The organism is Sphingomonas sp. SP1 (genome assembly GCF_058313395.1).
This window is the reverse complement of record NZ_JBZFLC010000001.1, coordinates 1813903-1836090: the sequence shown is the minus strand read 5'-3', so window position 1 is coordinate 1836090 and position 22188 is coordinate 1813903. Positions and strand designations below refer to the sequence as shown.

Here is a 22188-nt window from a genome sequence, read left to right as displayed (position 1 = left end):
GGACAGTGACTTGCGGAATCCTATTCCGCGTGTCGATCGAGTATCCCGCGGGTGCCTATTCCGCGTGTCGTATCAGCCGTCATTTAGTCCATTTTCGGGGTCGCGAATGTAGCACTCAGTGTAGCACTTCCAGTCCCAAAACGCCCCTCCAGTCCGATCGTTTTGTCAGATTTTGAGCAAGAAAAACCCCAGAAAAAACCGCGTTTTTCTGAGGGTTTTGAGAATGGTAGCGGAGGAGGGACTTGAACCCCCGACACGCGGATTATGATTCCGCTGCTCTAACCAGCTGAGCTACTCCGCCCCAAGAAGGCCGACGACCTTTCGGCCGACCGCGCTGTACAAGGGCGACCCCATCGGGGTGCGGGCGGGCATATAGGCGGGGGTTTTGGGCCGGTCAACGCAGCGGAACGCTTCGCCTTCCTTCGTGTTACGATTCACGAACAGGAGGAATGAATGGACCCGCTGACCTCGCTCGATACCCTTTGCCGCATCATCTTGCGGGCGCGGGAGTATGAAGCCCAGACGCCGACCGATTATGACGGCGGTGAGGCCGCCGACAATGTCGACGACGAAGAGGAAGGCGCGCTGTCGGTCCTCGACGACGACATCAACGACGGCGTGGAGGAAGAACTGCGCGCCGCGCTCGATGATCTGGGCGAGGATCAGCTGGCCGAAATCCTGGCCTTCTGCTGGGTCGGCCAAGGCACTTACGATGCCGGCGACTGGGACGAAGCGATCAGTGAGGCCAACGATGAGATCCGCGCCGGCGGGGCGGTCGACCAGCTGCTCGACATGCCGATGCTCGCTTCGGTTCTTGAGGCCGGCATGGCAGCCTTCGAGCTGACCTGCGAGGGTGTCGGGGACTTGAGCTAGCCGCGGAAGCTCCAGCTGCCGAGTTTGTCCCACGGGCCGCCAAGGTAACGGTGCAATGCCAGCCCCGCGATGATGAGGGGCCTTGGCCGGAATGACGGGCTTAGCTCGTCAAGCAATGCCTTGGCCTCGCGTGGGGCGGCCTTGTTCATGACCGTGACGTGCGGTCGCCAGCCCTGCGCGTCCTGCGCGGTCAGGCTGCCGCGGAAATGTTCGGCGATCTCGGCCCGGATGGAATCGAGCTCGGTCGACACCACGCGATAGGCCACGCCCCGCCCCAGGTTCATCAGCCCCGCGATCTCCGCTTGCGGTCGCGGCTGCGCCGCCAGCCTGGCCAGCACACCCCGGGCCTCGGTTTCAGCCGATGGCGGGAGTGCGTGAAACATTGTCAGATGGGCGCTCAGCTGATTGCGCTCAGGCGGAAAATAACGGCGACGCTGACCATCGAGCCAGGCGAAATCTTCTGGCCCGAGCTCGGCCGTGACGATCAATGCGCTCATCGGCCGGGCCAATTATCCTTTTCCAGCTGCGGCAGGCGCGACAAATCCAGATCCCCGGTCAACTTCACCGCACCATCGTGAACGCGCACCTTGGACCAGTCGAGGCGTCGGAACGTCTCCCCCACCCCGGCCAGTCCACCGCGCGCGATGACGAGATAGCTAACCCGTCCGCTGCCGCAGCCGAGCATTGCATCGACCGTCCGCCCGAGCTCCTGTCCCTCCGCAGTCAGCAGCTTCGCGGACGTGAGGGACGACGCCGGAAAAAGGGTTTCGGTCGGCATCGCCTCGCTTTTCTCCGACGCCTTGGCCGCACCGTCCTCGACCCGCGCCTGCCGTCCCAGCCAGCGCCAGACGCCGAACAGGTTCAGGAACGTCATGACGATATTGGTCCAGACAAGCGCCGGCTGGCCGGTCAGCGCGCCAGTCGCCAGCCAAGCGAGCGATCCGACCGTGAAGACGATGAAGCCGTAGCCGGTGATCCGTGATCCAAGGTTGGACGCGGTCATGCACGCGGCAATGATGGTGGCGGCGGTTGCGATCCATGAGGCAAGCTGATCCATGCGCCCCCAACCAGCCGGAGGGCTCGAGGTTCAGCTTTAAATTTCGACCTGGCTGCCCAATTCGACGACCCGGTTGGTCGGCAGCTTGAAAAACTCCATCGCGCTTTCGGCATTGCGAAGCATCCAGGCGAACAACCGTTCACGCCACAGCGCCATTCCGGGGCGCGAGGAGGCAATCAACGTCTGGCGCGCGAGGAAGAAGCTGGTGTCCATCATCTTCGCTTTCGGGCCGCAGCGTTCCAGCTTCTGCAACTCCGCAGGCACGTCGATCTCTTCCATGAAGCCATAGCGGAGCATGACCCGGAAGAAGCCCGAACCATAATCCTCGGTCTGGAGGCGCTTTTCCGCCGCGACGAATGGCACGTCCTCGATCCGCACGGTCAGCAGCATCACGCGTTCGTGCAGCACCTTGTTGTGCTTAAGGTTGTGGAGAAGTGCGTGCGGCACGCCCTTGGCCGAACTGGTCATGAAAACGGCGGTGCCCGGCACGCGGGTGGCGCTTGCGGCAGCCGACTTGATGAAGACCTCCATCGGCAGGCTGGCTTCCGCCATACGGTCGAGCATCAGTTTGCGACCCTTCGCCCAGGTCGTCAGCATGGTGAAGGCGATGGCGCCGATCAGCAGCGGGAACCAGCCTCCGTCGGGGACCTTGAGCAGGTTGGCGCCGAAGTAAGTGACGTCCACCAGCAGGAACAGGCCAATCAACGGCCAGGCCTTCCAGGCCGGCCACTTCCACAGCGCGCTGAGCACAACGGCCAGCAGCAGGGTGTCGATGAACATCGCGCCGGTGACCGCGATGCCATAGGCGGCGGCAAGGTTGGACGAACTCTGGAACGTCACGACCAACAGGATGACCATGATCATCAGCGCCCAGTTGATGACCGGGATGTAGATCTGGCCGGCAGCAGTCTCGCTGGTGTGCGTGATGCGCAGACGCGGAATGAAGCCGAGCTGGATCGCCTGCTGCGTGACGGAGAACGCCCCGCTGATGACCGCCTGGCTGGCGATGATGGTCGCACAGGTGGCAAGCAGCACCAGCGGGAGCCGAAGCGAATCCGGGGCAAGGAAGAAGAACGGGTTCTTGACCCGCTCCGCCGCCTCGGCCGGGCTGAGCGAGAGCAGCATCGCGCCCTGCCCGAGATAGTTGAGCAGGAGGCACACCACCACGCCCATCCAGGCGTATCGGATCGGGCGGCGACCGAAATGCCCCATGTCCGCGTACAGCGCTTCTGCTCCGGTCACTGCGAGCACCACGGAACCCATGGCAATGAAAGCGGGCAGCGGCTCGGCGACGTAAAAGGCAAGCGCGTTCCCGGGATTCAGCATCTCCAGCAGCAGGCTGGGATAAGCGCTGACATGGGCGATGCCCAGAACGCCGAGCGTCGCGAAGTAGATCAGCATGATCGGACTGAACAGGTTTCCGACCTTCGCCGTCCCCCTCCGTTGAATGGCGAACAGGCAGATCAGGATCCCGATCGCCAGCGGAAGGACGAAAGGCTCGAACGCCGGATTGACGGTCGTCAGCCCCTCCACCGCCGACAGCACCGAAATGGCCGGCGTGATCATGCTGTCGCCGTAAAACAGCGCGGTGGCGAACACGCCGAGCATGACGATCCCCGCCGTCCACCGTCGCTTATCGCTGGTCGACCGGTTGATCAGGGCAAGCAGGGCAAGGCTGCCCCCCTCGCCCTTGTTGTCGGCCCGCATGATGATCGTGACATACTTCAGGCTGACGATGATCATCATCGACCAGAAAATCAGGCTCAAGACGCCGTAGATATGCAGCTGATCCGGCGCGAGCTGATGGTGACCGGCGAAGGTTTCCCGGAATGCGTAGATCGGGGACGTCCCGATATCACCGAACACGATGCCCACCGCGCCGAGCGCCAGCTTGGCCAGCGACCCCTGCGGCGCATGCCCGGCGGCGTGCTCGGTGGCCGTTACCTCCTCGTTGGGAGGCACGGCAGCTCCTTGTGCGGTGATGTTCATGAGCGGCGGCGCGCCCTAGCAGGAGCGTCAGCTTCCCGCAATCGGCTGGAAATGCCGCATGAAGCCGGTCTATAGGCGCGCCCGATCCTCACAATATCTTTCACGAAGAAAGCGAACGAACGATGCGCGTCGGTGTGCCCAAGGAGATCAAGAACCACGAATACCGTGTCGGCCTGACCCCGGCGTCCGTCAAGGAGCTGGTCGCCGCCGGTCACGAGCTGTTCGTGGAAACCGGCGCCGGTAACGGCATCGATTGTCCGGATGGGGCCTATCAAAGGGCCGGCGCGACGATCTTGCCGACCGCTGCCGAGGTGTTCGGCGCGGCCGAGATGATCGTCAAGGTGAAGGAACCGCAACCGTCGGAGATCGCGCTGCTCGAACCGCGGCACCTGTTGTTCACCTATCTCCACCTCGCCGCGGACAAGCCGCAGGCGGAGGGTCTGATGAGTTCCGGCGCGACCTGCATCGCCTATGAAACGGTGACTTCCCGCTCGGGCGCCCTGCCCCTCCTCAAGCCGATGAGCGAGGTCGCCGGCCGAATGAGCGTTCAGGTCGGCGCCCATTATCTCGAAAAGGAACAGGGTGGCCGCGGCGTCCTGCTCGGCGGCGTGCCCGGCGTGTCCCCCGCCAAGGTCGCGATCCTCGGCGGCGGCGTGTCGGGCGTCAACGCAGCGCAGATGGCGGTCGGCATGCGCGCCGATGTCACCATCTACGACATCAACAACGACCGGCTGGCCGAGCTGGACATGTTCTTCAGCTCGCAGATCAAGACCGCCTATGCCTCGCGCGCTGCGATCGCCAAGGCTGTCGAGGAGGCCGAGCTGGTGATCGGCGCGGTGCTGGTCCCCGGTGCAGCCGCTCCAAAGCTTGTCACGCGCGACATGCTCAAGACCATGAAGCGCGGCAGCGTGCTCGTCGACATCGCCATCGATCAGGGCGGCTGCTTCGAAACCTCGCACGCGACCACGCACGATGATCCGGTGTTCGAGGTGGACGGCATCATTCATTATTGCGTCGCCAACATGCCCGGGGCGGTTTCGCGGACGTCGGCGTTCGCGCTCAATAATGCGACTCTCCCCTTCGCGCTGAAGCTGGCGTCGTTGGGCGCGGCCGAGGCGATGCGGCAGGATCCGCACCTTGCCAACGGCCTGAACGTGTCCGACGGCAAAATCCGGCACGAGGCCGTGGCGGAAGCCCTCGACCTGCCATTCTCCGCCGCCGCCTGAAGCGGAACGGAACAGGAACACTGGCGTTGGTGCACCAACTCAAATCATGGAAAAGGTGCACCAATGACCGATCAGCCGGACGATAATCCCAAGGCCCATCCGACCGGCAACGCCGTCAAAGATCCTGACAATTGGACCACCGGCGGTGAGCCGATGACCGGCGCGCAGGCGTCCTATCTGCAAACCCTCTCGGAAGAGGCGGGCGAGGAATTCGACCCCGACCTTTCCAAGGCCGATGCGTCCAAGAGGATCGACGAACTTCAGGACAAAACCGGACGCGGCGAATAGCCGAGCGCGGAGAAAGTCAGCGTCGCGGCGTGGCAGGACCCTGCTGCGGCTGCGGCTGCTGGCTGAGCATCCGCACCCCACCTTCGATCATCGGCCGGTAGCTGGTTCCCGGCGGAGTCAGCGCCAACGCCCGTTCCCACAGGGCGCGTGCCTCTTCCTGCTTGCCCGAGCGCGCAAGTGCCAGCCCTTCGAAGAACAGGGGGGCCGGCAATTGCGGCGCAAGCTCTCGTGCGCGGGCGTAGGCGAGCGTGGCGGCCGGGGTGATCATGTTGGCATGATCCACCAGCGCATTGCCAAGGCCAACGTAGAGCGCCGCATCCTCCGGGTTGGCGCGCAGCCCCGCACGAACGATCCCGACCGCACCCAGCGTGTCGCCGCGGCTCGCGAAACCCTCCGATATGGTCAGCCAGCTATCGGCTCGGTTGAATCGCCCCAACATGGCCTGCCGAGCTTCCGTCAGGGGCATCGGCGGTGCCCGCCGTGTGGTCGCTTTCGGCGCGCCTACCAGTGATGGCCGACCCTGAAGCGCATAGCCGGCCGCGCCGATCATCAGCGCCGCCAGAGCAAGCTGCAACGTCGCGCCGCGCAGTCGCCCGAACCACCACAGTCCGGCCCCGGTCGCGGCGATCAAGGCAAATAGCAACAGCAAGCCCATCAGCCGCGCCGCCGCCGTAGCCGCTTGGCCGCCAGGAACCCCCCTACCAACAGCAATAGCACCGGCGCCACATACAGCAGCAAGGTGTCGGCCCCGAAGACGGGCTGGTAGCTCACCCAACTGCCGTAACGATCAACCAGCCAGCGGCGGACCTCGGCCGGACTCTCGCCAGCTTCGATCCGGGTGCGGACGAGATGACGCATGTCGCCTGCCATTTCGGCGTCGCTATCCGCGATCGACTGTCCCTGGCAAACGAGGCACCGCAACTTCTCCATCAATGCCTTCGCCCGCGCTTCCTGGCGCGCATCGGGCAGCTGCCGGTAGGCATAGGGCGCGGGGGGACGAGCACTGTCGGCACTTGCCGGCCCGGCGAGTGCCAAGGAAACAGCAGCGATGAACATCCTCACCGCGCCTTCCTCCATTCCGCAAGGATAGTGCTCACGTCCTGGGGCATGATCGGCCCCACATGCTGGTAGCGGATGACGCCCTGCCCATCGACGATGAAGCTTTCCGGCACACCCGCCGACCCGAGCGCGAGCTGCAGCTGGCTCTGCGGATCGCTGCCGATCCGCTGGAACGGATCGCCGTGATCGGCAAGGAACTCGGCAACGTCCTCAGGCTTGTCGCGGATGGCGATCCCATCGATCGGCACGCCCTGGCGCTGCAATTCCATCAAGACGGGCGCTTCGGCGATGCATGGCAGGCACCAGCTTGCGAACAGGTTCACGAGCCGCGGCTGCCCACCGGCCAGGTCCGCCGACGAGAGCGCGGGCTTGCCGGGTGCGATCGCTGCGAGCTGGAATGCCGGCATCGGCTGCCCGATCATGCGCGACCGGACGGTTGGATCGGGCGGACTCGACAGGCGCCAAGCGACCGCCACCAGGAACAGGGCGAAGACCAGCAAGGGCAGCGCCAGCCACAGCTTGCGCCCGCTCATGCGTAAGCGTCCTCGGCGCGCAGGCGCTGCCGCCGTTCGCGCCGGACCCGCCCGATCAGTGCGATCAGTCCGCCCAACGCGATCAGACCGCCGCCCAGCCACAGCAGCGTCACCATCGGTTTCCACCACAGCCGCAGCTGCCATCGGCCATCAGGCTCCTGCCTGCCGATCACCGTGTAGAGCTGCCCGTCCCACAAGGTATCGATCGCGGCTTCGTTCGTCTCGGTCGGTGGATCGGAGAAGAACCGGCTCTGCGGATCGAGGCGGAGCGATGTGTTTCCGCGAACCGCTGTCAGATGCCCCTCGATCGCGGTCCAGTTCGGCCCAGCCACGGGATCGACTCCAATGAAGCGGACCCGCCACGGCCCGACCGCCAGCTGATCCCCAGGGCGAGCAGCGGCCAGCGTCTCCCTCGTGAAGGCCGTGTCGGCCGCCGCGCCCGCGATCGCCACTGCGACACCCAGATGGCTGATGACCATGCCCCAGGTCGCGAGCGGGGTCCGGCGCAGGCTCCGCCCGACCAGTGGAAGCACGCTCGCCACTGCCAGCCCGGCCGCCACGGCCAGACCGAGCCGAGCGAGGATGCTCATGGAGGGCTGGATGAGGAACGTCGCTGCAAGCGCCGCCAGCGTCACGACAAGGGGCGCCGCGGCCCGGCGCAGCAAAGGTCGCGAATCTCGCCGCCAGTTCAGCAACGGGCCGACGAACAACAGGATCGCCAGCGCCAGCGTGAGCGGTCCGGTAACCGCATTGAAATAGGGCGGTCCGACTGAAATCTTCTCCCCCGACACCGCTTCCACGAACAGCGGGTAGAGCGTGCCGACGAACACGGTGCCGAGGATCACGCTCAAGAGGAGATTGTTGGCGACCAGCGCGCCCTCGCGGCTGACAAGGTCGAAGCGCGCGCCTTCACGCACCGTACCGACGCGCAGTGCAAACAATGCCAGGGCACCGCCGATATAGATCGCCAGCAAGGCCAGGATGAAGGTACCCCGCTGCGGATCGACCGCGAAGCTGTGGACCGATGTCAGGATGCCCGACCGGACCAGGAAGGTGCCGACCATCGACATGCTGAACGCCACCACCGCCAGCATCAGCGTCCAGGCGCGGAGGCCACCGCGCGCCGCCAGTACGTTTACCGAATGCAACAGGGCGGTCGCTGCCAACCATGGCATCAGGGAGGCATTCTCGACCGGGTCCCAGAACCACCAGCCGCCCCAGCCCAGCTCGTAATAAGCCCAATAGCTTCCGGCGGTAATGCCCAGCGTCAGCAGCACCCAGGCACCCAGCACCCACGGACGCATCGCCCGGGCCAGCGCCGGCCCCACATCGCGCGTGATCAGGGCACCCACGGCCAGGCTGAACGCGACCGACAGGCCGACATAGCCCAGGTACAAGGTCGGCGGATGGAAGGCGAGGCCGGGATCCTGCAACAGCGGATTGAGCCCCTGCCCTTCCCGCGGCGCCGGATACAACCGCGCGAACGGATTGGAAGCGAGTAGCAGAAACGCGAAGAACCCGAGCGCCAGTGCGGCCTGCGCCCCGAGCGTCGCCTGCATCGCCTTGGACGGCAACCGCCGCTCGAACAGCGCCAGCGCCGCACCGGCGACCGCAAGCACGGTCACCCACAGCAGCATGGAGCCCTCGTGGTTTCCCCACGTTCCCGCAAACCGGTAGATGAAGGGCTTCATCGAATGGCTGTTCGCCGCCACCAGTGCGACCGACAGATCGGTGCGGAGGAATAGCCAGACCAGCATGGCGAAGGCGAACAGGGTCAGCAGGCCTTGGGCCACCGCGACCGGGACCACGGCGGTGCGAACATCTCCCAGCCGCTCCCCGCCGATCGCCGCCAGCAATTGCAGCAAGGCCAGGCCCGCGGCCAACCACAGCGCGGCAAGGCCGGCTTCGGCGATCATCGCTCCACCGTGTCCTTGGTCTTTACCTCTGCCGCCTGGTTGCCGAGCTGCGGGGGCATGTAACGCTCGTCATGCTTGGCGAGGATCGTGTCCGCGACGAACAGACCGCCGTCGTTCAGCCGACCTTCAGCGACCACACCGCTGTTTTCCTTGAAGAGATCGGGCACGATTCCGCGATACAGCACGGGAACGCTGGCCGGTCCGTCGGTGACCACGAAACGCACGCTGACCCCATCCGGCTGGCGCGCGATCGACCCCGCCTGCACCATTCCGCCCAGTCGGATCGATTCACCGGCGCCCGCCCGGCCGGCCGCGATATCCTGCGGAGTACGGAAATAAGCGGCCCGGTCGGCCAAGCCCCACATGGCCAGCAGCACCGCCCCGACCAGCGCGGCGACCCCCAGCAGAACGAGCACCAGGCGCTGGTGCTTCGGCGCTGCCCTCATCGCCGCTCGCTCAAGGCATCCGCGCGGCTCTCCGCCCGGCGCAAGGCCGAGATCGCCCAGACCAGCATCGCTGCCACGCCGATCAGCACGACCGCATAGGCCGCGATCACGAACGCCCACTGGTTCATCGGGCGGGCTCCGGCGAGCCGGCCAGGCGCTTCAGCCGTGCTTCGACCTTGGCGTCCGCCAGTTCCGTTCGCATCCGCATCAAGACCAGCGCTCCGAATAAAGCCGAAAAGCCCAGCAGCGTCAGCGGCAGCGGCCACAGCAGTTCGGGCGCGATGCTGGACCCCGTCAGTTCGATGCTCTCGCCCTGGTGAAGAGTCCGCCACCACTGCACGGAAAAGTGGATGATCGGCAGGTTTACGGCGCCGACCAATCCGAAAATCGCCGCGATGCGCCCTTCGGGTCCCCGCTCCTTCTCGGCCGCGGCCAGCGCGATGTAGCCAAGGTACAGGAAAAACAGCATCAGCATGGACGTCAGGCGTCCGTCCCATTCCCACCAGGTGCCCCAGGTGGGCCGGCCCCAGATCGACCCGGTGGCCAGGCAGAGAAAGGCGAACAGCGCGCCAACCGGGGCGATCGCTCGCGCGGCAACGCCGGCCAGCGGATGCCGCCACACAATCGTCAGCAGGCTCGCCACCGCAATCCCGCTCCACCCGCCCATCCCCAACCAGGCCGTGGGAACGTGAATGTAGAGAATGCGGACCGTCTCGCCCTGCAAGTAATCGGGCGGAGTCACGAACAATCCGCCCAGTACGCCGGCAAGGGTCAATACCGCGCCCAACGCCATCAGCCAGCCGGTGGCCGGCCGGGCGATGCGCAGGAACCTGACGGGATTGGCAAAGCGGTGCATGGAGCCCCGCTCCTCTAATGATTTCCTCGGCTGATGGAAACCTACCCGCGGCCGATCAGCCGCTGTGCCATCGCGTCCGCTACCGCTGCCGGATTACGGCCGCTTTGTGCGCTCTCGGCCCAGATCGCCTCGAGGCGCTCGGGAATTGCCTGGATGCGGCTGCGCACCACCTGCGCATCGCCGTCACCGAGATATTCGGTGGACACGTTGATGATGCCGCCGGCGTTGATGACGTAATCGGGGGCGTAAAGAATACCGCGCTCCATCAGGCGCTGACCGTCTTCGAGGGTGGCGAGCTGGTTGTTCGCGCCACCCGCCACCACCGGCACCCGCAAGGCGGCGATCGACTCTGCGGTCAGGATCGCACCCAGCGCATTCGGGCTGAAAACATCGGCCTCGAGGGTCATGATGTCGGCTGGATCGACGATTGCCGCACCGGTCTCCCCCGCCAGCTTCGCGACCCGCTCGCTGTTCACATCGGCAATCGACAGCCGTGCCCCTTCCGCAGCGGCGTGCATCGCGACGCCGCTGGCGACGCTGCCTGCTCCCTGCATCGCGAGGTGGAGGCCGTCGAGGTTGTCCTTGCCCAGCGCGCGCCGGACGGCCGCCTTGATACCCAGGAACACGCCGAGCGAGGTGTGCGGCCCCGGATCGCCGCCGACGGCGCCTTCGCCGACCGGGAGTCCGGCGACGTGCCGGGTCTGGCGCCGAACCTCGGTCATGTCGGCGACGCCGATCCCAACGTCTTCCGCCGTGACATACCGACCGCCAAGGCCCTCCACGGCGCGGCCGAACGCAGCCAGCATCTGCGGAGTCTTCGTCTTGTCGGCCGACGCCAGGATCACGGCTTTGCCGCCGCCCAGCGGAAGCCCGGCCATCGCATTCTTGTAGCTCATGCCCCGCGACAGGCGCAGCGCGTCCGTCACCGCCTCTTCATCTTCGGCATAATGCCAGAAGCGCGAACCGCCCGCTGCCGGCCCCAGATGGGTCGAGTGCATGGCGATGATCGCGCGCAGCCCGCTTTGCCGGTCGGTAATGAAATGGACTTCTTCGTGCGCGTCGAAGTCGGGCAAGCCCCAAAGCGTGGTCATCAGCGATCCTGGACTGTGCGAGGAAAAACACGAAAGGTGGGGCGACCGACGGGACTTGAACCCGCGACCCTCGGTACCACAAACCGATGCTCTAACCAGCTGAGCTACGATCGCCATTAGCCCTTGTGGGGGCGCGCCGGTCCCTTAAGGTCGGCGTTTGAGATAAGCAAGGCATCCGATGGCGCACGAGACCCTGTTGAAGTTCGGCTACCCGTCAAACCTCGTCCACGAAGGAGAGCATTGGGCGCTGCTCGTGCGCCCCATGCAGCCGACCCTCGGCTCGCTGGTCCTCTGCTCAACGTCGGACGCCACCTCCTATGCAGAACTCCCCCTGGCCGCGTTCGCCGAGCAGCGGGAAATGATTGCAATGGCGGAGCGGTTGCTCGCGGACCTGACGCACTATCAGCGGATCAATTACCTCATGCTCATGATGGTCGATCCGCATGTCCATTTCCATGTGATCCCCCGATACGAAGGCGAACGCGAATTCGACGGCGTCGGCTTTCGCGACTCGGGTTGGCCGGCACTCCCGGATCTTGCCAACGCTCGACCCGCCCCCCCGGCGCTGGTCGACAGGCTTCGCGCCGCCACGCTTTGATTGTCATGTTTATCTGCGGTTTACCGGTTCATTCATAACGCTTGCGTAAATTCTTAACGAAGCGGATACTTCGCCGTCGTCCGAGGAGAGAGGCGAATGGCTATGAGCGCGCGCGTTCGCGCCGCCAACGACAGCGGGGCGTCCTTGGGAGAAGCGTTGGTCAAGGCCGGCCTGTCTCCCAAGCTCGCTGCAAAGCTGGAGGCCATGCCCCATCGAATCATGCACGTGGAACCGCGCCGGCCGTTCCGCGAACCCGGCGCTTCGCGCGACGAGGTCATGTTCGTGCGCTCGGGCATTCTTTCGAAATTCAAGACCGATGGCTCAGGTCGCCGCCAAATCATCGCGCTCCGCTTCGCCGGCGACGGGATCCTGCCGCGCGATACCCCGGCCGACTATGGCATTCAGGCGATCGTCAGATCAGAAGTGATGATCGGCGCCGCCCACGACTTCGACGCCCTCGTCGACCAGAACCCCGAACTTGCGCGTTTCTTCTGGAAGTTGACCCAGCGCCACGCCTCCATCGGCTATGAGTGGCTGGTCAACTGCGGGCGTCGCGACAGTGTCGCACGGGTCGCGCATCTGCTGTGCGAAACGGCAGAGCGCAGTGGTGTCGGCATGGGCGATCCGCGGATGGCGAACCCGTTCACGCAGCAGCAGATCGCCGACATCACGGGACAGACCTCCGTCAACGTCAACCGCGTGCTCGCCGATCTCGAGCGCCAGGGCCTGATCAGCCGCGACGGGCGGGACATCGTCTTCAACGACTGGAACGAACTCCGCCGCCTAGCCAGCTTCCAACCGGACTATCTGATTTGAGGCTGCAGAGGGGCCGGAAGCATGGTGGGCGCGGCAGGGATTGAACCTGCGACCCCACCCGTGTGAAGGGTGTGCTCTACCACTGAGCTACGCGCCCATGCTCCGGATCAGCGGGCGGATAGAGACAAGCGCCGAAGCTGTCCACCCTTCCGCCACAACCGCGAACTTCCTTATTGAACGGCGTCCTTCAACACCTTGCCGGCGCGGAACTTTGGGTTCGCGCTGGACGCGATCTGCAGCGGCTCACCCGTACGTGGATTCCGCCCGACCGACGCCTTGCGGCGGGTCACCGAAAAATTGCCGAAGCCGACCAGCCGCACTTCATCGCCGCGCTTCAGCGTGGAGGTGATGACCTCCAGCATGGTTTCCACCGCGCGCGCGGCATCGTTGCGGTTCAACCCGGCGCGGTCGGCAACCTGGCTAATCAATTCCTGCTTATTCATCCCCGTAAGCTCCACTCGGCGGGACGGCCCCTAGCCTGCCGCCCGAATCCAGCCCTGCTCTTTAGTGCCGCAGCGCGGGTTGACCAGCACCTGTGTGCGGCGGCGGCGGCTCGGCCGCATGTTCGTCGGCCTCCGTCCACTCGATGGGCTGCAACGTCCCGGCCAAGGCCTCGCGCAGCACCTCATCGACATGGCTCACCGGGATGATCCGGAGCGCTTCCTTCAAATTGGCAGGCAGCTCCGCCAGGTCCTTCTCGTTCTCACCTGGGATCAGCACCGTGGTGATTCCTCCGCGCAGCGCCGCCAACAGCTTTTCCTTGAGGCCACCGATCGGCAACACCCGGCCGCGCAACGTCACCTCGCCGGTCATCGCCACATCCCGGCGCACCGGAACCCCGGAAAGCGTCGAGATCATCGCCGTCACCATCCCGATACCGGCGCTTGGCCCGTCCTTGGGAACAGCACCTTCGGGCAAATGCACGTGGATGTCCTTGCGGGCGAAGATCGACGGCTTGACACCATAGGCCGGTGCCCGTGCCTTGACGAAGCTCATCGCTGCCTGAATCGATTCCTGCATGACGTCGCCAAGCTTGCCGGTAGTCTTGATCTGGCCCTTGCCCGGCACCGTCACCGCTTCGATCGTCAGCAATTCTCCGCCAACTTCCGTCCAGGCGAGACCGGTCACAGCACCGATCTGGTCTTCCTCCTCGCCCACGCCGTAGCGGAAGCGTCGGACGCCAAGGAAATCCTGCAGATTGTCCTCGGTAACCGTGACACCCTGATAGGTGCCTTCCAGGATCTTGCGGAGGGCCTTGCGCGCGACCTTCGCCAATTCGCGCTCCAGCGTGCGAACCCCGGCCTCCCGCGTGTAGAAGCGCAGCACGGACCGCAGCCCTTCGTCGGTGAACGAAAGCTCGCCTTCCTTCAGGCCGTGCGCCTCCATCTGCTTGGGAATGAGATGGCGACGCGCGATCTCGACCTTTTCGTCCTCGGTGTAGCCTTCCAGCCGAATGATCTCCATCCGGTCCAGCAGCGGCTGCGGCATGTCGAGCGAGTTCGCCGTCGTCACGAACATGACGTCGGACAGGTCGTAATCCAGTTCCAGATAATGGTCCTGGAACTTGCTGTTCTGCTCAGGATCGAGCACCTCGAGCAATGCCGACGCGGGGTCGCCCCGGAAATCCTGGCCAAGCTTGTCGATCTCATCGAGCAGGAACAGCGGGTTGCTGGTGCCGGCCTTTTTCAGGTTGGCCATGATCTTGCCGGGCAACGACCCAATGTAGGTCCGCCGGTGACCGCGAATTTCCGCCTCATCGCGTACGCCGCCGAGCGACTGACGTGCGAATTCACGACCGGTCGCCTTGGCGATCGAACGACCAAGCGAGGTCTTGCCGACGCCCGGCGGCCCCACGAGGCAAAGGATCGGACCCTTGAGCTTGTTGGTCCGGGCCTGAACGGCGAGATATTCGACGATCCGGTCCTTGACCTTCTCCAGGCCATAATGATCCTCGTCGAGCACGCGCTGCGCCTCGGTGATGTCCTTCTTGACCTTGCTTTTCTTGCCCCACGGTAGGCCGAGCAGGACGTCGAGATAGTTGCGCGCAACCGTTGCCTCGGCGCTCATGGGTGCCATTGCGCGCAATTTCTTCAACTCGGCGGTCGCGCGATTGCGCGCTTCCTTGCTGAGGCGCGTCTTCCGGATCTTGGCCGCCAGCTCGTTAAGCTCGTCGCCGCCATCCTCGCTCTCGTTGCCAAGCTCCCGCTGGATCGCCTTCAACTGTTCGTTGAGATAATATTCCCGCTGCGTCTTCTCCATCTGCCGCTTCACGCGGCTGCGGATCTTCTTCTCGACCTGCAGGACGCCAAGCTCGCCCTCCATGAAGGCGAACACCATTTCCAGCCGACGGGCGGGATTGAGTTCTGACAACACCGCCTGCTTGTCGGCAACCTTGATCGACAGGTTCGACGCGACCGCGTCCGCCAGCGCCGACGGATCCTCGATCTCGCCGAGCTGAATGCTCGTTTCCGCCGGAAGCCGCTTATTCAGCTTGGCGTAGTTTTCGAACTGGTCGATCACGGAACGCATCAAGGCCTGTGCTTCTGTGGTGTCGGCGTCCTCCTCCGGAACCTCCTCGATGTCCGCCGTCAGATATCCATCGGCCTCGTTCAGCCCGACCAGCTTTGCCCGATGCGCACCCTCAACCAACACGCGAACGGTGCCGTCGGGCAGCTTGAGAAGCTGCATGGCGGTTGCGACCACTCCCAGGTCGTAGAGCGCGTCGCGATCGGGATCGTCTTCGGCCGGATCGAGCTGAGCGACGAGAAAGATCTGCTTGTCGGCCGCCATGGCCGCTTCCAGCGCGGCGACAGACTTCTCACGGCCGACGAACAGGGGAACGATCCGCTGCGGAAAGACCACGATGTCGCGCAGCGGGAGAATCGGAAGGGTGGACGTCAAGAACAGCTCCTCATGCGGGTCGAACAGCCCGCTTCATGAACTTAGCATATGGTGCGGTCCCCCTTGCTAATCAATCAACCCGTCGAGCGCACGGAACAGCTTGCTTGCCCGGCGATTGGAGGACCGATCCCAAGCGCAGCACGAAGGAGCAATCCATGGTCGACGATCGCGAAAAGAGCAGCACTGGGCCCAATGAGGAAGCGGTGAACGCGCCGATTGCCGGCAGTGCGCCTGGCCTCCCGGACGATGCGCTCAGCCCCGGGCAGATCGAACTGCCGCCGGCCCCGAGCGATGAGGAAGTTGCGCGAATCGCCCGCAAGTTGGGCGCGCCGATCTCGGCCTGACAAAAAAGGGCGCGGAGCCGGTCCGCGCCCTTTTTTTGGCCTCGATACCGTTCGGTCTTAGCCGCGCTCGCCGGCGGGGCGGGACTGAGGCGGCTGATTGACGCTGTTCGCCAGCCAGCGCGATGTGGCGCCGCAGCTGCTGGTCGCAGTCACCGGCTGTCCGGCCTGGAATGCCTGCGCATAGGGAAAACATTCCTGCGCGCCAGAAGCGTTGAGGCAGAGTTGCCCGCCCGTGGCGGACCAGTTTGCGGGGATCATGCGACCGCCCGGGGTCATGATGCTGGCGGTGCCGTCGGGATTGAAAGTCACCGTGTTGACGACCCCGTTGGTTTCGATCTGAACCGACTGGCCAACGATCTCCGAGCCGGGGGTCCAGCTTTGCGCGGCAGCGGCACCGCTTCCCAGCAGCAAACCGACCCCAAAGGCGACACGAATGCTCTTCATAGCGGTAACTCCCCACTGACGCCTGACGGCGGCTGTCAAACTTGATCCAGTTTGGCGGTAACGATTGTTGGAAGGGAGAGTTGCACGCATCGGGTACGGCATCAAGCACTTGCTCCGCTTTGGAAGCCAGTTAGAACCCCCGCTTCTCCCCGTTCATCGCAGGACGCACCCCTTTGTCCCATCCCAGGATTGCCGTGATCGGTCTCGGCTATGTCGGTCTCCCGCTCGCGATCGCTCTTGCCCGCCACTACCCGGTGGTCGGCCTCGACATCGATGGCCAGCGCATCACCGAACTGACCGCCGGGCGCGACCGGACCCGAGAGGTTTCGGCGGAAGAGCTTGCAGGGACCAGCCTCGAGCTGACCAGCGACCCTCAAGCCATCCGTGGATCGGATATCTACATCATCACCGTGCCGACGCCGGTTGATGGCGCCAATCGCCCGGACCTTTCGCCGGTCTTGGCGGCGACCCGGACAGTCGCCAAGGCGCTCGAAGAACAGCGCCCGGCCGTCGTGGTCTATGAAAGCACTGTCTACCCGGGGGTCACCGACGACATCTGCGCGCGGGAACTGGAGCGTGCATCCGGTTTGAAGCGTGGCACCCACTTTCGTCTCGGCTACAGCCCGGAGCGGATCAATCCCGGCGACAAGGTGCACCGCCTGGAAACCATCACCAAGGTCGTGTCGGCGGAGGACGACGAAACGTTGGACCGGCTTGCCGAGGTTTACGGTTCGGTCAACGGCGGCAATATCTTTCGGGCGGCCTCCATCAAGGCTGCCGAAGCCGCCAAGGTGATCGAGAACGCTCAGCGCGACATCAATATCGCCTTCATGAACGAGTTGGCGCAGATCTTCGCTTTGCTCGACCTGTCGATCTGGGATGTTTTGGCCGCGGCCCGGACCAAGTGGAACTTCCTCCCCTTCGAGCCCGGCCTGGTCGGCGGTCACTGCATCGGCGTCGATCCCTATTACCTCGCACATCGCGCCCAGGAGCTCGGCCATTGGCCGCGGATCGTGCTGTCGGGCCGCGAGACGAACGACGGCATGGGCGCGTGGATCGCGGACCGCTTGCACGAGCAGCTCAAGGCCAGGTCGAGCGACGTTCTGATCCTGGGGCTGACTTTCAAGGAAAATGTGCCGGATCTTCGCAATAGCCGGGTGATCGACATTGTCCGGCGTTTGGAATGGCTTGGACACCGGGTCGAGGTCGCTGACCCGATGGCCGACCCGGAGGAAGCAAGCCAGGAATACGGGCTGAATCTGGTGAAGCCCGGCCTTGCCCGGCACGACATGGTGGTCGGAGCAGTCCCGCACGAACGCTACAAGGCATTGGGGTCGAACGAACTTGCGGCCATGCTGAAACCCGGTGGGGTTGTCGCGGACGTGAAACGTGTGTGGTCTATGAAAGCCGCCGGGCACGCTTTCACCTATTGGTCGCTTTAATCGTTCCTCGCTCGTCATGATGCTGCAATTGACACCCCGGGGCAGTCAGGCCCGTGGCCGGGGCGGACTTCTGATCCGCCGCCGGGTGCAGCTTGTCGTCGCCATGTTCCTGGCCGCGATGGTTCCGCTTGCGGTCCGCGTGCTCGTGACCCCCGAGGCCGTGGACCTTGCCACCTGGAACGCTTTCCTCGCCAATCTGATGGCGGTGGCAATTGCCTTCTACCTGCGTTTATCGATCGAGCCTTATCCCGGCATTCGGTCCAGTTACGTCATCTTGCCAACTGCGGCCGCGGCGCACGGCGTGGTGCTGGCCTTCTTCTTCTTCTCCCGCCTCCCCTACGATCGGCTCGGCTTCCTCGCGGGCTTCGTGCTTCATGTGTACTGGTTCTACCTCGTCTATTTTCTTGTCCAACGGCAGCAGATCCTGCGCATCGGCGTCGTTCCGTTCGGCAGCACCCGCAAACTCACCCAGATGGATGGGGTTAACTGGATCGCATTGCCTCGCCCGCAACACGAGCTGCTGGCCCGCTGCGACGCGTTGGTCGCGGACTTCAATTCCGACATGCCGCCGGAATGGGAAGGATTCCTGGCCGACGCAGCCTTGGCAGGCATCATCGTCTACCAGGTCAAGCCGCTTCAGGAATCGCTGACAGGTCGCGTGGAGATCGATCACCTTTCGGAAAACAGCTTCGGCTCACTCGTGCCGGCTCGCGGATATTTTCATCTGAAGACCCTCATCGACTGGCTGTTCGCCGCGGCCGTTCTGCCCTTCGCGCTATTGGTCATGGCTGGTGCTGCGTTGGCGATCCTGCTCGACGACGGCGGTCCTGTGCTTTTCCGCCAGAACCGGGTCGGCCATCGCGGTCATCGCTTCAAGGTGGTCAAGTTCCGAACGATGCGGGTCGGCCCGAACCACGCAGGGGATGCGCGGGCCGCCGCCATGACCGGCGACCTCGATCCCCGGATCACCCGCGTCGGACGCATCCTTCGCCCCAGCCGGATCGACGAGCTGCCGCAAATCTTCAACATCCTTGCCGGGCAGATGAGCTGGATTGGACCGCGGCCGGAGGCGGAGGTGTTGTCATTCTGGTACGTCGGCGAGCTGCCCTTCTATCGGTATCGCCATGTCGTGAAGCCGGGCATCTCGGGCTGGGCGCAGGTCAGCCAAGGGCATGTGGCGGAGGTCGACGAGGTTCACCGCAAGCTTCAATATGATTTCTACTACATCAAATATTTTTCGCCCTGGCTGGACGTCCTGATCCTCTTCAAAACTCTGAAGACCATGCTGAGCGGCTTTGGCGCGCGCTGATCCTGGGTGTAAGGCGCGCACGATGACGCATGACATACAGATTATTGGCGGCGGCCTCGCCGGGTCCGAAGCTGCGTGGCAGCTGGCGAATGCCGGGCTTCAGGTTCGGCTGAGCGAGATGCGTGGCGGCGGCTACACCACGCCGGCGCATGAAACCGATCGGCTGGCCGAAATGGTCTGCTCCAACAGTTTTCGATCGGACGATGCGGAGAACAACGCCGTTGGCTTGCTGCACCAGGAGATGCGGCGGCTCGACTCATTGGTGATGCGGGCGGCCGACAAGCACCGTGTGCCCGCCGGCTCCGCCCTTGCGGTCGACCGCGAAGCTTTCGCGGACGAGGTGACCCTTGCGATCGACAATCACCCCAAGATCACGGTGGTGCGTGAGCGGGTCGACGCGTTGCCCGGTGGCCCGACCATTATCGCCACCGGTCCGCTGACCGGATCGGCCCTGGCCGATGCGATCGCGCGCGAGACTGGGTCGGACGCCCTAGCCTTCTTCGATGCGATCGCGCCGATCGTGCACCGGGACAGCATCGACATGGACGTGTGCTGGATGGCTGCCCGCTGGGACAAGGGAGGCAAGGACTACATCAACTGTCCTCTCGACAAGGAGCAGTATGAGGCGTTCGTCGCCGCGCTCAACGCCGGGGAGAAGACGGAATTCAAGGAATGGGAGAAAGACACGCCCTACTTCGAAGGCTGCATGCCGATCGAGGTCATGGCCGAGCGGGGACCCGAGACTCTGCGTTATGGGCCAATGAAGGGGGTCGGCCTCGATAACCCCCGCACCGGCCGCTGGCCCTATGCCGCCGTCCAGCTACGGCAAGACAACGCGCTTGGCACCTTGTGGAACATGGTGGGGTTCCAGACCAAGCTGAAACACGGCGAGCAAATCCGGATTTTTCGCACCATTCCTGGCCTGGAGAACGCCGAGTTCGCGCGCCTGGGCGGTATTCATCGCAACAGCTTCATTCGCTCGCCCCAGCTGCTCGACCGGCACTTGCGGCTAAAGAGCAAACCCAACATTCGCTTCGCTGGGCAAATCACCGGCTGCGAAGGCTATGTCGAGAGCGCTGCGATCGGACTTCTCGCCGCCCGCTTCGCAATCGCGGAGCAAGCGGGACACGATTTACTTCCCCCGCCGGTGGAGACTGCGATGGGCGCGCTCCTCAATCACATCACGGGCGGGGCAGATGCCGAGCACTTTCAGCCGATGAATGTCAATTTCGGTCTGATGCCACCGATTCCGGGCCGCACGAAGAAGGCCGACCGCAAGAAAATGTACACGGACCGGGCCCGCGCCGCCTTCGGTGATTGGGTTGATCGTTGCGAACTGACGGGAATGTCAGTCGAGCTGCACGTCGTTTGAAATCGAAGAGGTCATCGCCACCAGCCGGTCGCTCACCTTGCTCGGCAAGCTTGCCGGCAAGGCGGTCCGCAGCTCCGATTGCGCCTCGGCATTGCGAGACTTCACCCGGACCAACTCCATCGTCCAGTCTGGAAAGAAGCGCTCCTCGATCATGCGCTCGTCCCGTATTTCCAGCCCAGAATGCCGCCGGTCCCGGCGCAAACGATCGACGAGGTCATCGATCGCGTGGGGAGCGCCTTCAATGACCTGCATGAAATGCGTGCCGTTGAAGACGAGCAGGCCAGTGATACCGTCCAGTGCGTTGGATGCGCGTGCCGTCCGAAGAATGCCGTCGACGTCATCGCCCGAAAGATCGAGGCTTGCCAAACTGGTGTAGGTCAGGGTTTTCAGGTTCACGCGATACTCCTCGCAGCGCCCGCCGGGGCAGGCTGATGCAGCTTGTCCTTAGCACAGCTGCACCCGAAAACCGAAATCTGTCTTTTCTTATCGACCTTTAGCAGCTGCACGAGGCCTTGCGTTTCACCGGCTTGGGAGCCGTCGTGGCAAACTCTGCCGGGGTTAGCCATCCGCTCCGATCGCGATCCGCGGTGCCGAACTTGTCGACCGTTTTCACTGCCCATTCGTCGAAGCTCAGCGCCCCGTTGCCGTTCTTGTCCAGCTTTGCGAAAGCCTTTCGCCGCGGCGCGAACAGCTCGTCCGCCTCGATCCGGCCATTCTTGTTCTTGTCGTTTCGACTGAACCGCTTCTGCTCACGTGACTTGGGGGTCGCTTCGGGCGCCCGCGCAAGGGATTGGGGTGCTGCCAGCAGCGGGGGCGCGGTCGCTCCAGCTGGAGCCGGCGGTGGAGCGCTCGGCAGCGCGGGCTCCTGCGCGTGGCCCTGCCACAACAAAAAGGCGCCGGTAAGCATGACGAAGGCGGAGGCCGCTCCGGCAAGGAATCGTCCCATTAGAGAGAACTTTCACTTGAACTGGATTCGGCGAGCGCCTGATTGCCCTTGGCCGCGACCAAGTCAACGCCCGGTCAGGCGGTGACGAAGGATTGTCCAGGACCGTGCCGGCGTGGCCTCAGCTTCAGCTGTTCGGAGGTCACGCAGGGCCAGCGCAGAAAGGATGGTCAGGGGGCGCAACGGCCGGGACATTCGCGAAAGTCCCGTTGGTATGGTACCGGCCGACACGGTAAATCCACGACGCTTGAGACTGCCCGCCGCGAACACACGGCCTGCTTCCGCCAACTGCGCGTCCATCGATTCCCCGAGCAGTCGCGCGCCGAGCGCAAATAGTCGCTCGCCGCGCTCCAAAGCTCTAGCGGCATCGGGCGTCTCTTCGAGCATCGCGGCCCAACCATCTTCCAGTGTAGCGATGTCGCTGCCGGCCAGTCCGCGCGAAAGAAGCTCGCTCGCAGCGGACTGAAGCCTTGGCTCAGCCGGGACTAGCCCCTGATCCAGCCGTTCCAACGCTTCGCGCCACCACGCCAGCTTGATTGCCGCCAACGCCGGCTGCGTTGCCGTTGCGACGACGTCGGCCAAGGCATCGTCGATTGCGAACAAGGCGTCGAAGCCATTGCGCAAGTTGGCCGGCCAGTGGAGCCGGACAAGGTCCCGATCGGTGATCGGAATGCCCTTCGTCATT

General features: G+C 64.3%; 27 protein-coding genes and 3 tRNA genes. 9 read left to right on the top strand and 21 right to left on the bottom strand.

Annotated elements, in window-relative coordinates:
* Positions 1–224 precede the first annotated feature (224 nt).
* Both AC4GYS_RS09300 and AC4GYS_RS09295 read right to left on the bottom strand, forming a co-directional pair.
* Positions 225–301: transfer RNA gene (locus AC4GYS_RS09300), tRNA-Met, on the bottom strand.
* Positions 292–438 carry a hypothetical protein gene (locus AC4GYS_RS09295; protein ID WP_491108803.1) on the bottom strand — a complete coding sequence of 49 codons (147 nt, stop codon included), beginning with the start codon at positions 436–438 and terminating at the stop codon, positions 292–294. The genes AC4GYS_RS09300 and AC4GYS_RS09295 overlap by 10 nt, the downstream gene beginning before the upstream one ends.
* A 15-nt stretch (positions 439–453) precedes the next feature.
* Here AC4GYS_RS09295 and AC4GYS_RS09290 point away from each other — a divergent pair, with 15 nt between their 5' ends.
* Positions 454–873 (top strand): DUF3775 domain-containing protein, encoded by a 420-nt coding sequence (locus AC4GYS_RS09290; RefSeq protein ID WP_491108802.1) that lies wholly within the window; start codon positions 454–456, stop codon positions 871–873.
* Here the strand turns inward: AC4GYS_RS09290 and AC4GYS_RS09285 are convergent.
* Genes AC4GYS_RS09285 through AC4GYS_RS09275 form a run of 3 tightly spaced genes read right to left on the bottom strand, consistent with a single transcriptional unit; the run spans position 870 to position 3919 of the window.
* On the bottom strand, positions 870–1370 hold the full coding sequence (locus tag AC4GYS_RS09285; protein ID WP_491108801.1) for a 2'-5' RNA ligase family protein: 501 nt from the start codon (positions 1368–1370) through the stop codon (positions 870–872). The two genes, AC4GYS_RS09290 and AC4GYS_RS09285, sit on opposite strands and share 4 nt — an antisense overlap.
* On the bottom strand, positions 1367–1930 hold the full coding sequence (locus AC4GYS_RS09280) for a PRC-barrel domain-containing protein (protein ID WP_491108800.1): 564 nt from the start codon (positions 1928–1930) through the stop codon (positions 1367–1369). Before AC4GYS_RS09280 ends, AC4GYS_RS09285 begins: the two co-directional genes overlap by 4 nt.
* Before the next feature lie 36 nt (positions 1931–1966).
* Positions 1967–3919 (bottom strand): potassium transporter Kup, encoded by a 1953-nt coding sequence (locus AC4GYS_RS09275; RefSeq protein WP_491108799.1) that lies wholly within the window; start codon positions 3917–3919, stop codon positions 1967–1969.
* 122 nt (positions 3920–4041) lie between these two features.
* Here AC4GYS_RS09275 and ald point away from each other — a divergent pair, with 122 nt between their 5' ends.
* The gene (ald, locus tag AC4GYS_RS09270; protein WP_491108798.1) at positions 4042–5145 is read left to right on the top strand and encodes an alanine dehydrogenase; all 1104 of its coding nucleotides are present in this window, start codon (positions 4042–4044) and stop codon (positions 5143–5145) included.
* 63 nt (positions 5146–5208) lie between these two features.
* On the top strand, positions 5209–5433 hold the full coding sequence (locus AC4GYS_RS09265) for a DUF3072 domain-containing protein (RefSeq protein ID WP_491108797.1): 225 nt from the start codon (positions 5209–5211) through the stop codon (positions 5431–5433).
* 16 nt (positions 5434–5449) lie between these two features.
* Here the strand turns inward: AC4GYS_RS09265 and AC4GYS_RS09260 are convergent, their stop codons facing one another.
* The 9 genes from AC4GYS_RS09260 to AC4GYS_RS09220 all read right to left on the bottom strand — a co-directional run bounded on the left by AC4GYS_RS09260 (position 5450) and on the right by AC4GYS_RS09220 (position 11448).
* The gene (locus AC4GYS_RS09260; RefSeq protein WP_491108796.1) at positions 5450–6088 is read right to left on the bottom strand and encodes a tetratricopeptide repeat protein; all 639 of its coding nucleotides are present in this window, start codon (positions 6086–6088) and stop codon (positions 5450–5452) included.
* Positions 6088–6489: a cytochrome c-type biogenesis protein gene (locus AC4GYS_RS09255; RefSeq protein WP_491108795.1), complete on the bottom strand. Its 402-nt coding sequence runs from the start codon at positions 6487–6489 to the stop codon at positions 6088–6090. Before AC4GYS_RS09255 ends, AC4GYS_RS09260 begins: the two co-directional genes overlap by 1 nt.
* Positions 6490–6491: 2 nt before the next feature.
* The gene (locus tag AC4GYS_RS09250; RefSeq protein ID WP_491108794.1) at positions 6492–7025 is read right to left on the bottom strand and encodes a DsbE family thiol:disulfide interchange protein; all 534 of its coding nucleotides are present in this window, start codon (positions 7023–7025) and stop codon (positions 6492–6494) included.
* Complete coding sequence (locus AC4GYS_RS09245) at positions 7022–8941, bottom strand: heme lyase CcmF/NrfE family subunit (RefSeq protein ID WP_491108793.1); 1920 nt, start codon at positions 8939–8941, stop codon at positions 7022–7024. Before AC4GYS_RS09245 ends, AC4GYS_RS09250 begins: the two co-directional genes overlap by 4 nt.
* Positions 8938–9387, bottom strand: a complete 450-nt coding sequence (gene ccmE, locus AC4GYS_RS09240) for a cytochrome c maturation protein CcmE (protein ID WP_491108792.1) — start codon at positions 9385–9387, stop codon at positions 8938–8940. Before ccmE ends, AC4GYS_RS09245 begins: the two co-directional genes overlap by 4 nt.
* Complete coding sequence (locus AC4GYS_RS09235; protein ID WP_491108791.1) at positions 9384–9515, bottom strand: hypothetical protein; 132 nt, start codon at positions 9513–9515, stop codon at positions 9384–9386. The genes ccmE and AC4GYS_RS09235 overlap by 4 nt, the downstream gene beginning before the upstream one ends.
* The gene (gene ccmC, locus AC4GYS_RS09230; protein WP_491108790.1) at positions 9512–10243 is read right to left on the bottom strand and encodes a heme ABC transporter permease CcmC; all 732 of its coding nucleotides are present in this window, start codon (positions 10241–10243) and stop codon (positions 9512–9514) included. The genes AC4GYS_RS09235 and ccmC overlap by 4 nt, the downstream gene beginning before the upstream one ends.
* Before the next feature lie 41 nt (positions 10244–10284).
* Positions 10285–11334 carry a Glu/Leu/Phe/Val family dehydrogenase gene (locus AC4GYS_RS09225; protein ID WP_491108789.1) on the bottom strand — a complete coding sequence of 350 codons (1050 nt, stop codon included), beginning with the start codon at positions 11332–11334 and terminating at the stop codon, positions 10285–10287.
* Between the two features lie 37 nt (positions 11335–11371).
* Positions 11372–11448, bottom strand: a tRNA-His gene (locus AC4GYS_RS09220).
* 64 nt (positions 11449–11512) lie between these two features.
* On the opposite strand from AC4GYS_RS09220, the gene AC4GYS_RS09215 reads away from it, so the two are divergent.
* Together AC4GYS_RS09215 and AC4GYS_RS09210 are read left to right on the top strand one after the other, a co-directional pair.
* Positions 11513–11932, top strand: a complete 420-nt coding sequence (locus tag AC4GYS_RS09215; protein ID WP_491108788.1) for an HIT family protein — start codon at positions 11513–11515, stop codon at positions 11930–11932.
* A 96-nt stretch (positions 11933–12028) separates the two neighbouring features.
* Entirely contained in the window at positions 12029–12748 is a 720-nt protein-coding gene (locus AC4GYS_RS09210; protein WP_491108787.1) for a Crp/Fnr family transcriptional regulator, read from the top strand.
* Between the two features lie 22 nt (positions 12749–12770).
* Here the strand turns inward: AC4GYS_RS09210 and AC4GYS_RS09205 are convergent.
* The 3 genes from AC4GYS_RS09205 to lon all read right to left on the bottom strand — a co-directional run bounded on the left by AC4GYS_RS09205 (position 12771) and on the right by lon (position 15649).
* Positions 12771–12845: transfer RNA gene (locus AC4GYS_RS09205), tRNA-Val, on the bottom strand.
* 73 nt (positions 12846–12918) lie between these two features.
* Positions 12919–13191, bottom strand: a complete 273-nt coding sequence (locus tag AC4GYS_RS09200) for an HU family DNA-binding protein (protein WP_491108786.1) — start codon at positions 13189–13191, stop codon at positions 12919–12921.
* Between the two features lie 61 nt (positions 13192–13252).
* Complete coding sequence (gene lon / locus AC4GYS_RS09195) at positions 13253–15649, bottom strand: endopeptidase La (protein ID WP_491108784.1); 2397 nt, start codon at positions 15647–15649, stop codon at positions 13253–13255.
* A gap of 155 nt (positions 15650–15804) precedes the next feature.
* Here lon and AC4GYS_RS09190 point away from each other — a divergent pair, with 155 nt between their 5' ends.
* On the top strand, positions 15805–15993 hold the full coding sequence (locus tag AC4GYS_RS09190) for a hypothetical protein (RefSeq protein WP_491108783.1): 189 nt from the start codon (positions 15805–15807) through the stop codon (positions 15991–15993).
* A gap of 57 nt (positions 15994–16050) precedes the next feature.
* Here the strand turns inward: AC4GYS_RS09190 and AC4GYS_RS09185 are convergent, their stop codons facing one another.
* Complete coding sequence (locus tag AC4GYS_RS09185) at positions 16051–16437, bottom strand: hypothetical protein (protein ID WP_491108782.1); 387 nt, start codon at positions 16435–16437, stop codon at positions 16051–16053.
* A gap of 173 nt (positions 16438–16610) precedes the next feature.
* Between AC4GYS_RS09185 and AC4GYS_RS09180 the strand changes: the two genes are divergently transcribed.
* From AC4GYS_RS09180 to trmFO, 3 genes are read left to right on the top strand one after another with little or no spacing between them, the layout of a single operon-like run.
* Entirely contained in the window at positions 16611–17879 is a 1269-nt protein-coding gene (locus AC4GYS_RS09180; protein ID WP_491108781.1) for a nucleotide sugar dehydrogenase, read from the top strand.
* 16 nt (positions 17880–17895) lie between these two features.
* Positions 17896–19188, top strand: a complete 1293-nt coding sequence (locus AC4GYS_RS09175) for a sugar transferase (RefSeq protein ID WP_491108780.1) — start codon at positions 17896–17898, stop codon at positions 19186–19188.
* Positions 19189–19210: 22 nt separating this feature from the next.
* Positions 19211–20560, top strand: coding sequence for a methylenetetrahydrofolate--tRNA-(uracil(54)-C(5))-methyltransferase (FADH(2)-oxidizing) TrmFO (gene trmFO, locus AC4GYS_RS09170; protein WP_491108779.1), 1350 nt, complete (start codon positions 19211–19213; stop codon positions 20558–20560).
* Here trmFO and AC4GYS_RS09165 read toward each other — a convergent pair.
* The 3 genes from AC4GYS_RS09165 to AC4GYS_RS09155 all read right to left on the bottom strand — a co-directional run bounded on the left by AC4GYS_RS09165 (position 20537) and on the right by AC4GYS_RS09155 (position 22187).
* Positions 20537–20956 (bottom strand): BLUF domain-containing protein, encoded by a 420-nt coding sequence (locus tag AC4GYS_RS09165; protein ID WP_491108778.1) that lies wholly within the window; start codon positions 20954–20956, stop codon positions 20537–20539. The two genes, trmFO and AC4GYS_RS09165, sit on opposite strands and share 24 nt — an antisense overlap.
* A gap of 97 nt (positions 20957–21053) precedes the next feature.
* The gene (locus AC4GYS_RS09160; RefSeq protein ID WP_491108777.1) at positions 21054–21506 is read right to left on the bottom strand and encodes an EF-hand domain-containing protein; all 453 of its coding nucleotides are present in this window, start codon (positions 21504–21506) and stop codon (positions 21054–21056) included.
* 63 nt (positions 21507–21569) lie between these two features.
* Positions 21570–22187 (bottom strand): hypothetical protein, encoded by a 618-nt coding sequence (locus AC4GYS_RS09155; RefSeq protein ID WP_491108776.1) that lies wholly within the window; start codon positions 22185–22187, stop codon positions 21570–21572.
* Position 22188: the final 1 nt, after the last annotated feature.

Excerpts from the sequence above, each read along its gene's own strand:
- AC4GYS_RS09275 (WP_491108799.1), bottom strand. The coding sequence starts at position 3,919 with ATGAACATCACCGCACAAGGAGCTGCCGTGCCTCCCAACGAGGAGGTA.
- ald (WP_491108798.1), top strand. The coding sequence starts at position 4,042 with ATGCGCGTCGGTGTGCCCAAGGAGATCAAGAACCACGAATACCGTGTC.
- AC4GYS_RS09285 (WP_491108801.1), bottom strand. The coding sequence starts at position 1,370 with ATGAGCGCATTGATCGTCACGGCCGAGCTCGGGCCAGAAGATTTCGCC.
- AC4GYS_RS09255 (WP_491108795.1), bottom strand. The coding sequence starts at position 6,489 with ATGTTCATCGCTGCTGTTTCCTTGGCACTCGCCGGGCCGGCAAGTGCC.
- AC4GYS_RS09235 (WP_491108791.1), bottom strand. The coding sequence starts at position 9,515 with ATGAACCAGTGGGCGTTCGTGATCGCGGCCTATGCGGTCGTGCTGATC.
- AC4GYS_RS09175 (WP_491108780.1), top strand. The coding sequence starts at position 17,896 with ATGATGCTGCAATTGACACCCCGGGGCAGTCAGGCCCGTGGCCGGGGC.
- AC4GYS_RS09160 (WP_491108777.1), bottom strand. The coding sequence starts at position 21,506 with ATGGGACGATTCCTTGCCGGAGCGGCCTCCGCCTTCGTCATGCTTACC.
- AC4GYS_RS09290 (WP_491108802.1), top strand. The coding sequence starts at position 454 with ATGGACCCGCTGACCTCGCTCGATACCCTTTGCCGCATCATCTTGCGG.
- AC4GYS_RS09210 (WP_491108787.1), top strand. The coding sequence starts at position 12,029 with ATGGCTATGAGCGCGCGCGTTCGCGCCGCCAACGACAGCGGGGCGTCC.
- AC4GYS_RS09225 (WP_491108789.1), bottom strand. The coding sequence starts at position 11,334 with ATGACCACGCTTTGGGGCTTGCCCGACTTCGACGCGCACGAAGAAGTC.
- AC4GYS_RS09200 (WP_491108786.1), bottom strand. The coding sequence starts at position 13,191 with ATGAATAAGCAGGAATTGATTAGCCAGGTTGCCGACCGCGCCGGGTTG.
- AC4GYS_RS09280 (WP_491108800.1), bottom strand. The coding sequence starts at position 1,930 with ATGGATCAGCTTGCCTCATGGATCGCAACCGCCGCCACCATCATTGCC.
- AC4GYS_RS09265 (WP_491108797.1), top strand. The coding sequence starts at position 5,209 with ATGACCGATCAGCCGGACGATAATCCCAAGGCCCATCCGACCGGCAAC.
- AC4GYS_RS09215 (WP_491108788.1), top strand. The coding sequence starts at position 11,513 with ATGGCGCACGAGACCCTGTTGAAGTTCGGCTACCCGTCAAACCTCGTC.
- trmFO (WP_491108779.1), top strand. The coding sequence starts at position 19,211 with ATGACGCATGACATACAGATTATTGGCGGCGGCCTCGCCGGGTCCGAA.
- ccmC (WP_491108790.1), bottom strand. The coding sequence starts at position 10,243 with ATGCACCGCTTTGCCAATCCCGTCAGGTTCCTGCGCATCGCCCGGCCG.
- AC4GYS_RS09190 (WP_491108783.1), top strand. The coding sequence starts at position 15,805 with ATGGTCGACGATCGCGAAAAGAGCAGCACTGGGCCCAATGAGGAAGCG.
- AC4GYS_RS09155 (WP_491108776.1), bottom strand. The coding sequence starts at position 22,187 with ATGACGAAGGGCATTCCGATCACCGATCGGGACCTTGTCCGGCTCCAC.
- AC4GYS_RS09250 (WP_491108794.1), bottom strand. The coding sequence starts at position 7,025 with ATGAGCGGGCGCAAGCTGTGGCTGGCGCTGCCCTTGCTGGTCTTCGCC.
- AC4GYS_RS09245 (WP_491108793.1), bottom strand. The coding sequence starts at position 8,941 with ATGATCGCCGAAGCCGGCCTTGCCGCGCTGTGGTTGGCCGCGGGCCTG.
- AC4GYS_RS09185 (WP_491108782.1), bottom strand. The coding sequence starts at position 16,437 with ATGAAGAGCATTCGTGTCGCCTTTGGGGTCGGTTTGCTGCTGGGAAGC.
- AC4GYS_RS09260 (WP_491108796.1), bottom strand. The coding sequence starts at position 6,088 with ATGGGCTTGCTGTTGCTATTTGCCTTGATCGCCGCGACCGGGGCCGGA.
- ccmE (WP_491108792.1), bottom strand. The coding sequence starts at position 9,387 with ATGAGGGCAGCGCCGAAGCACCAGCGCCTGGTGCTCGTTCTGCTGGGG.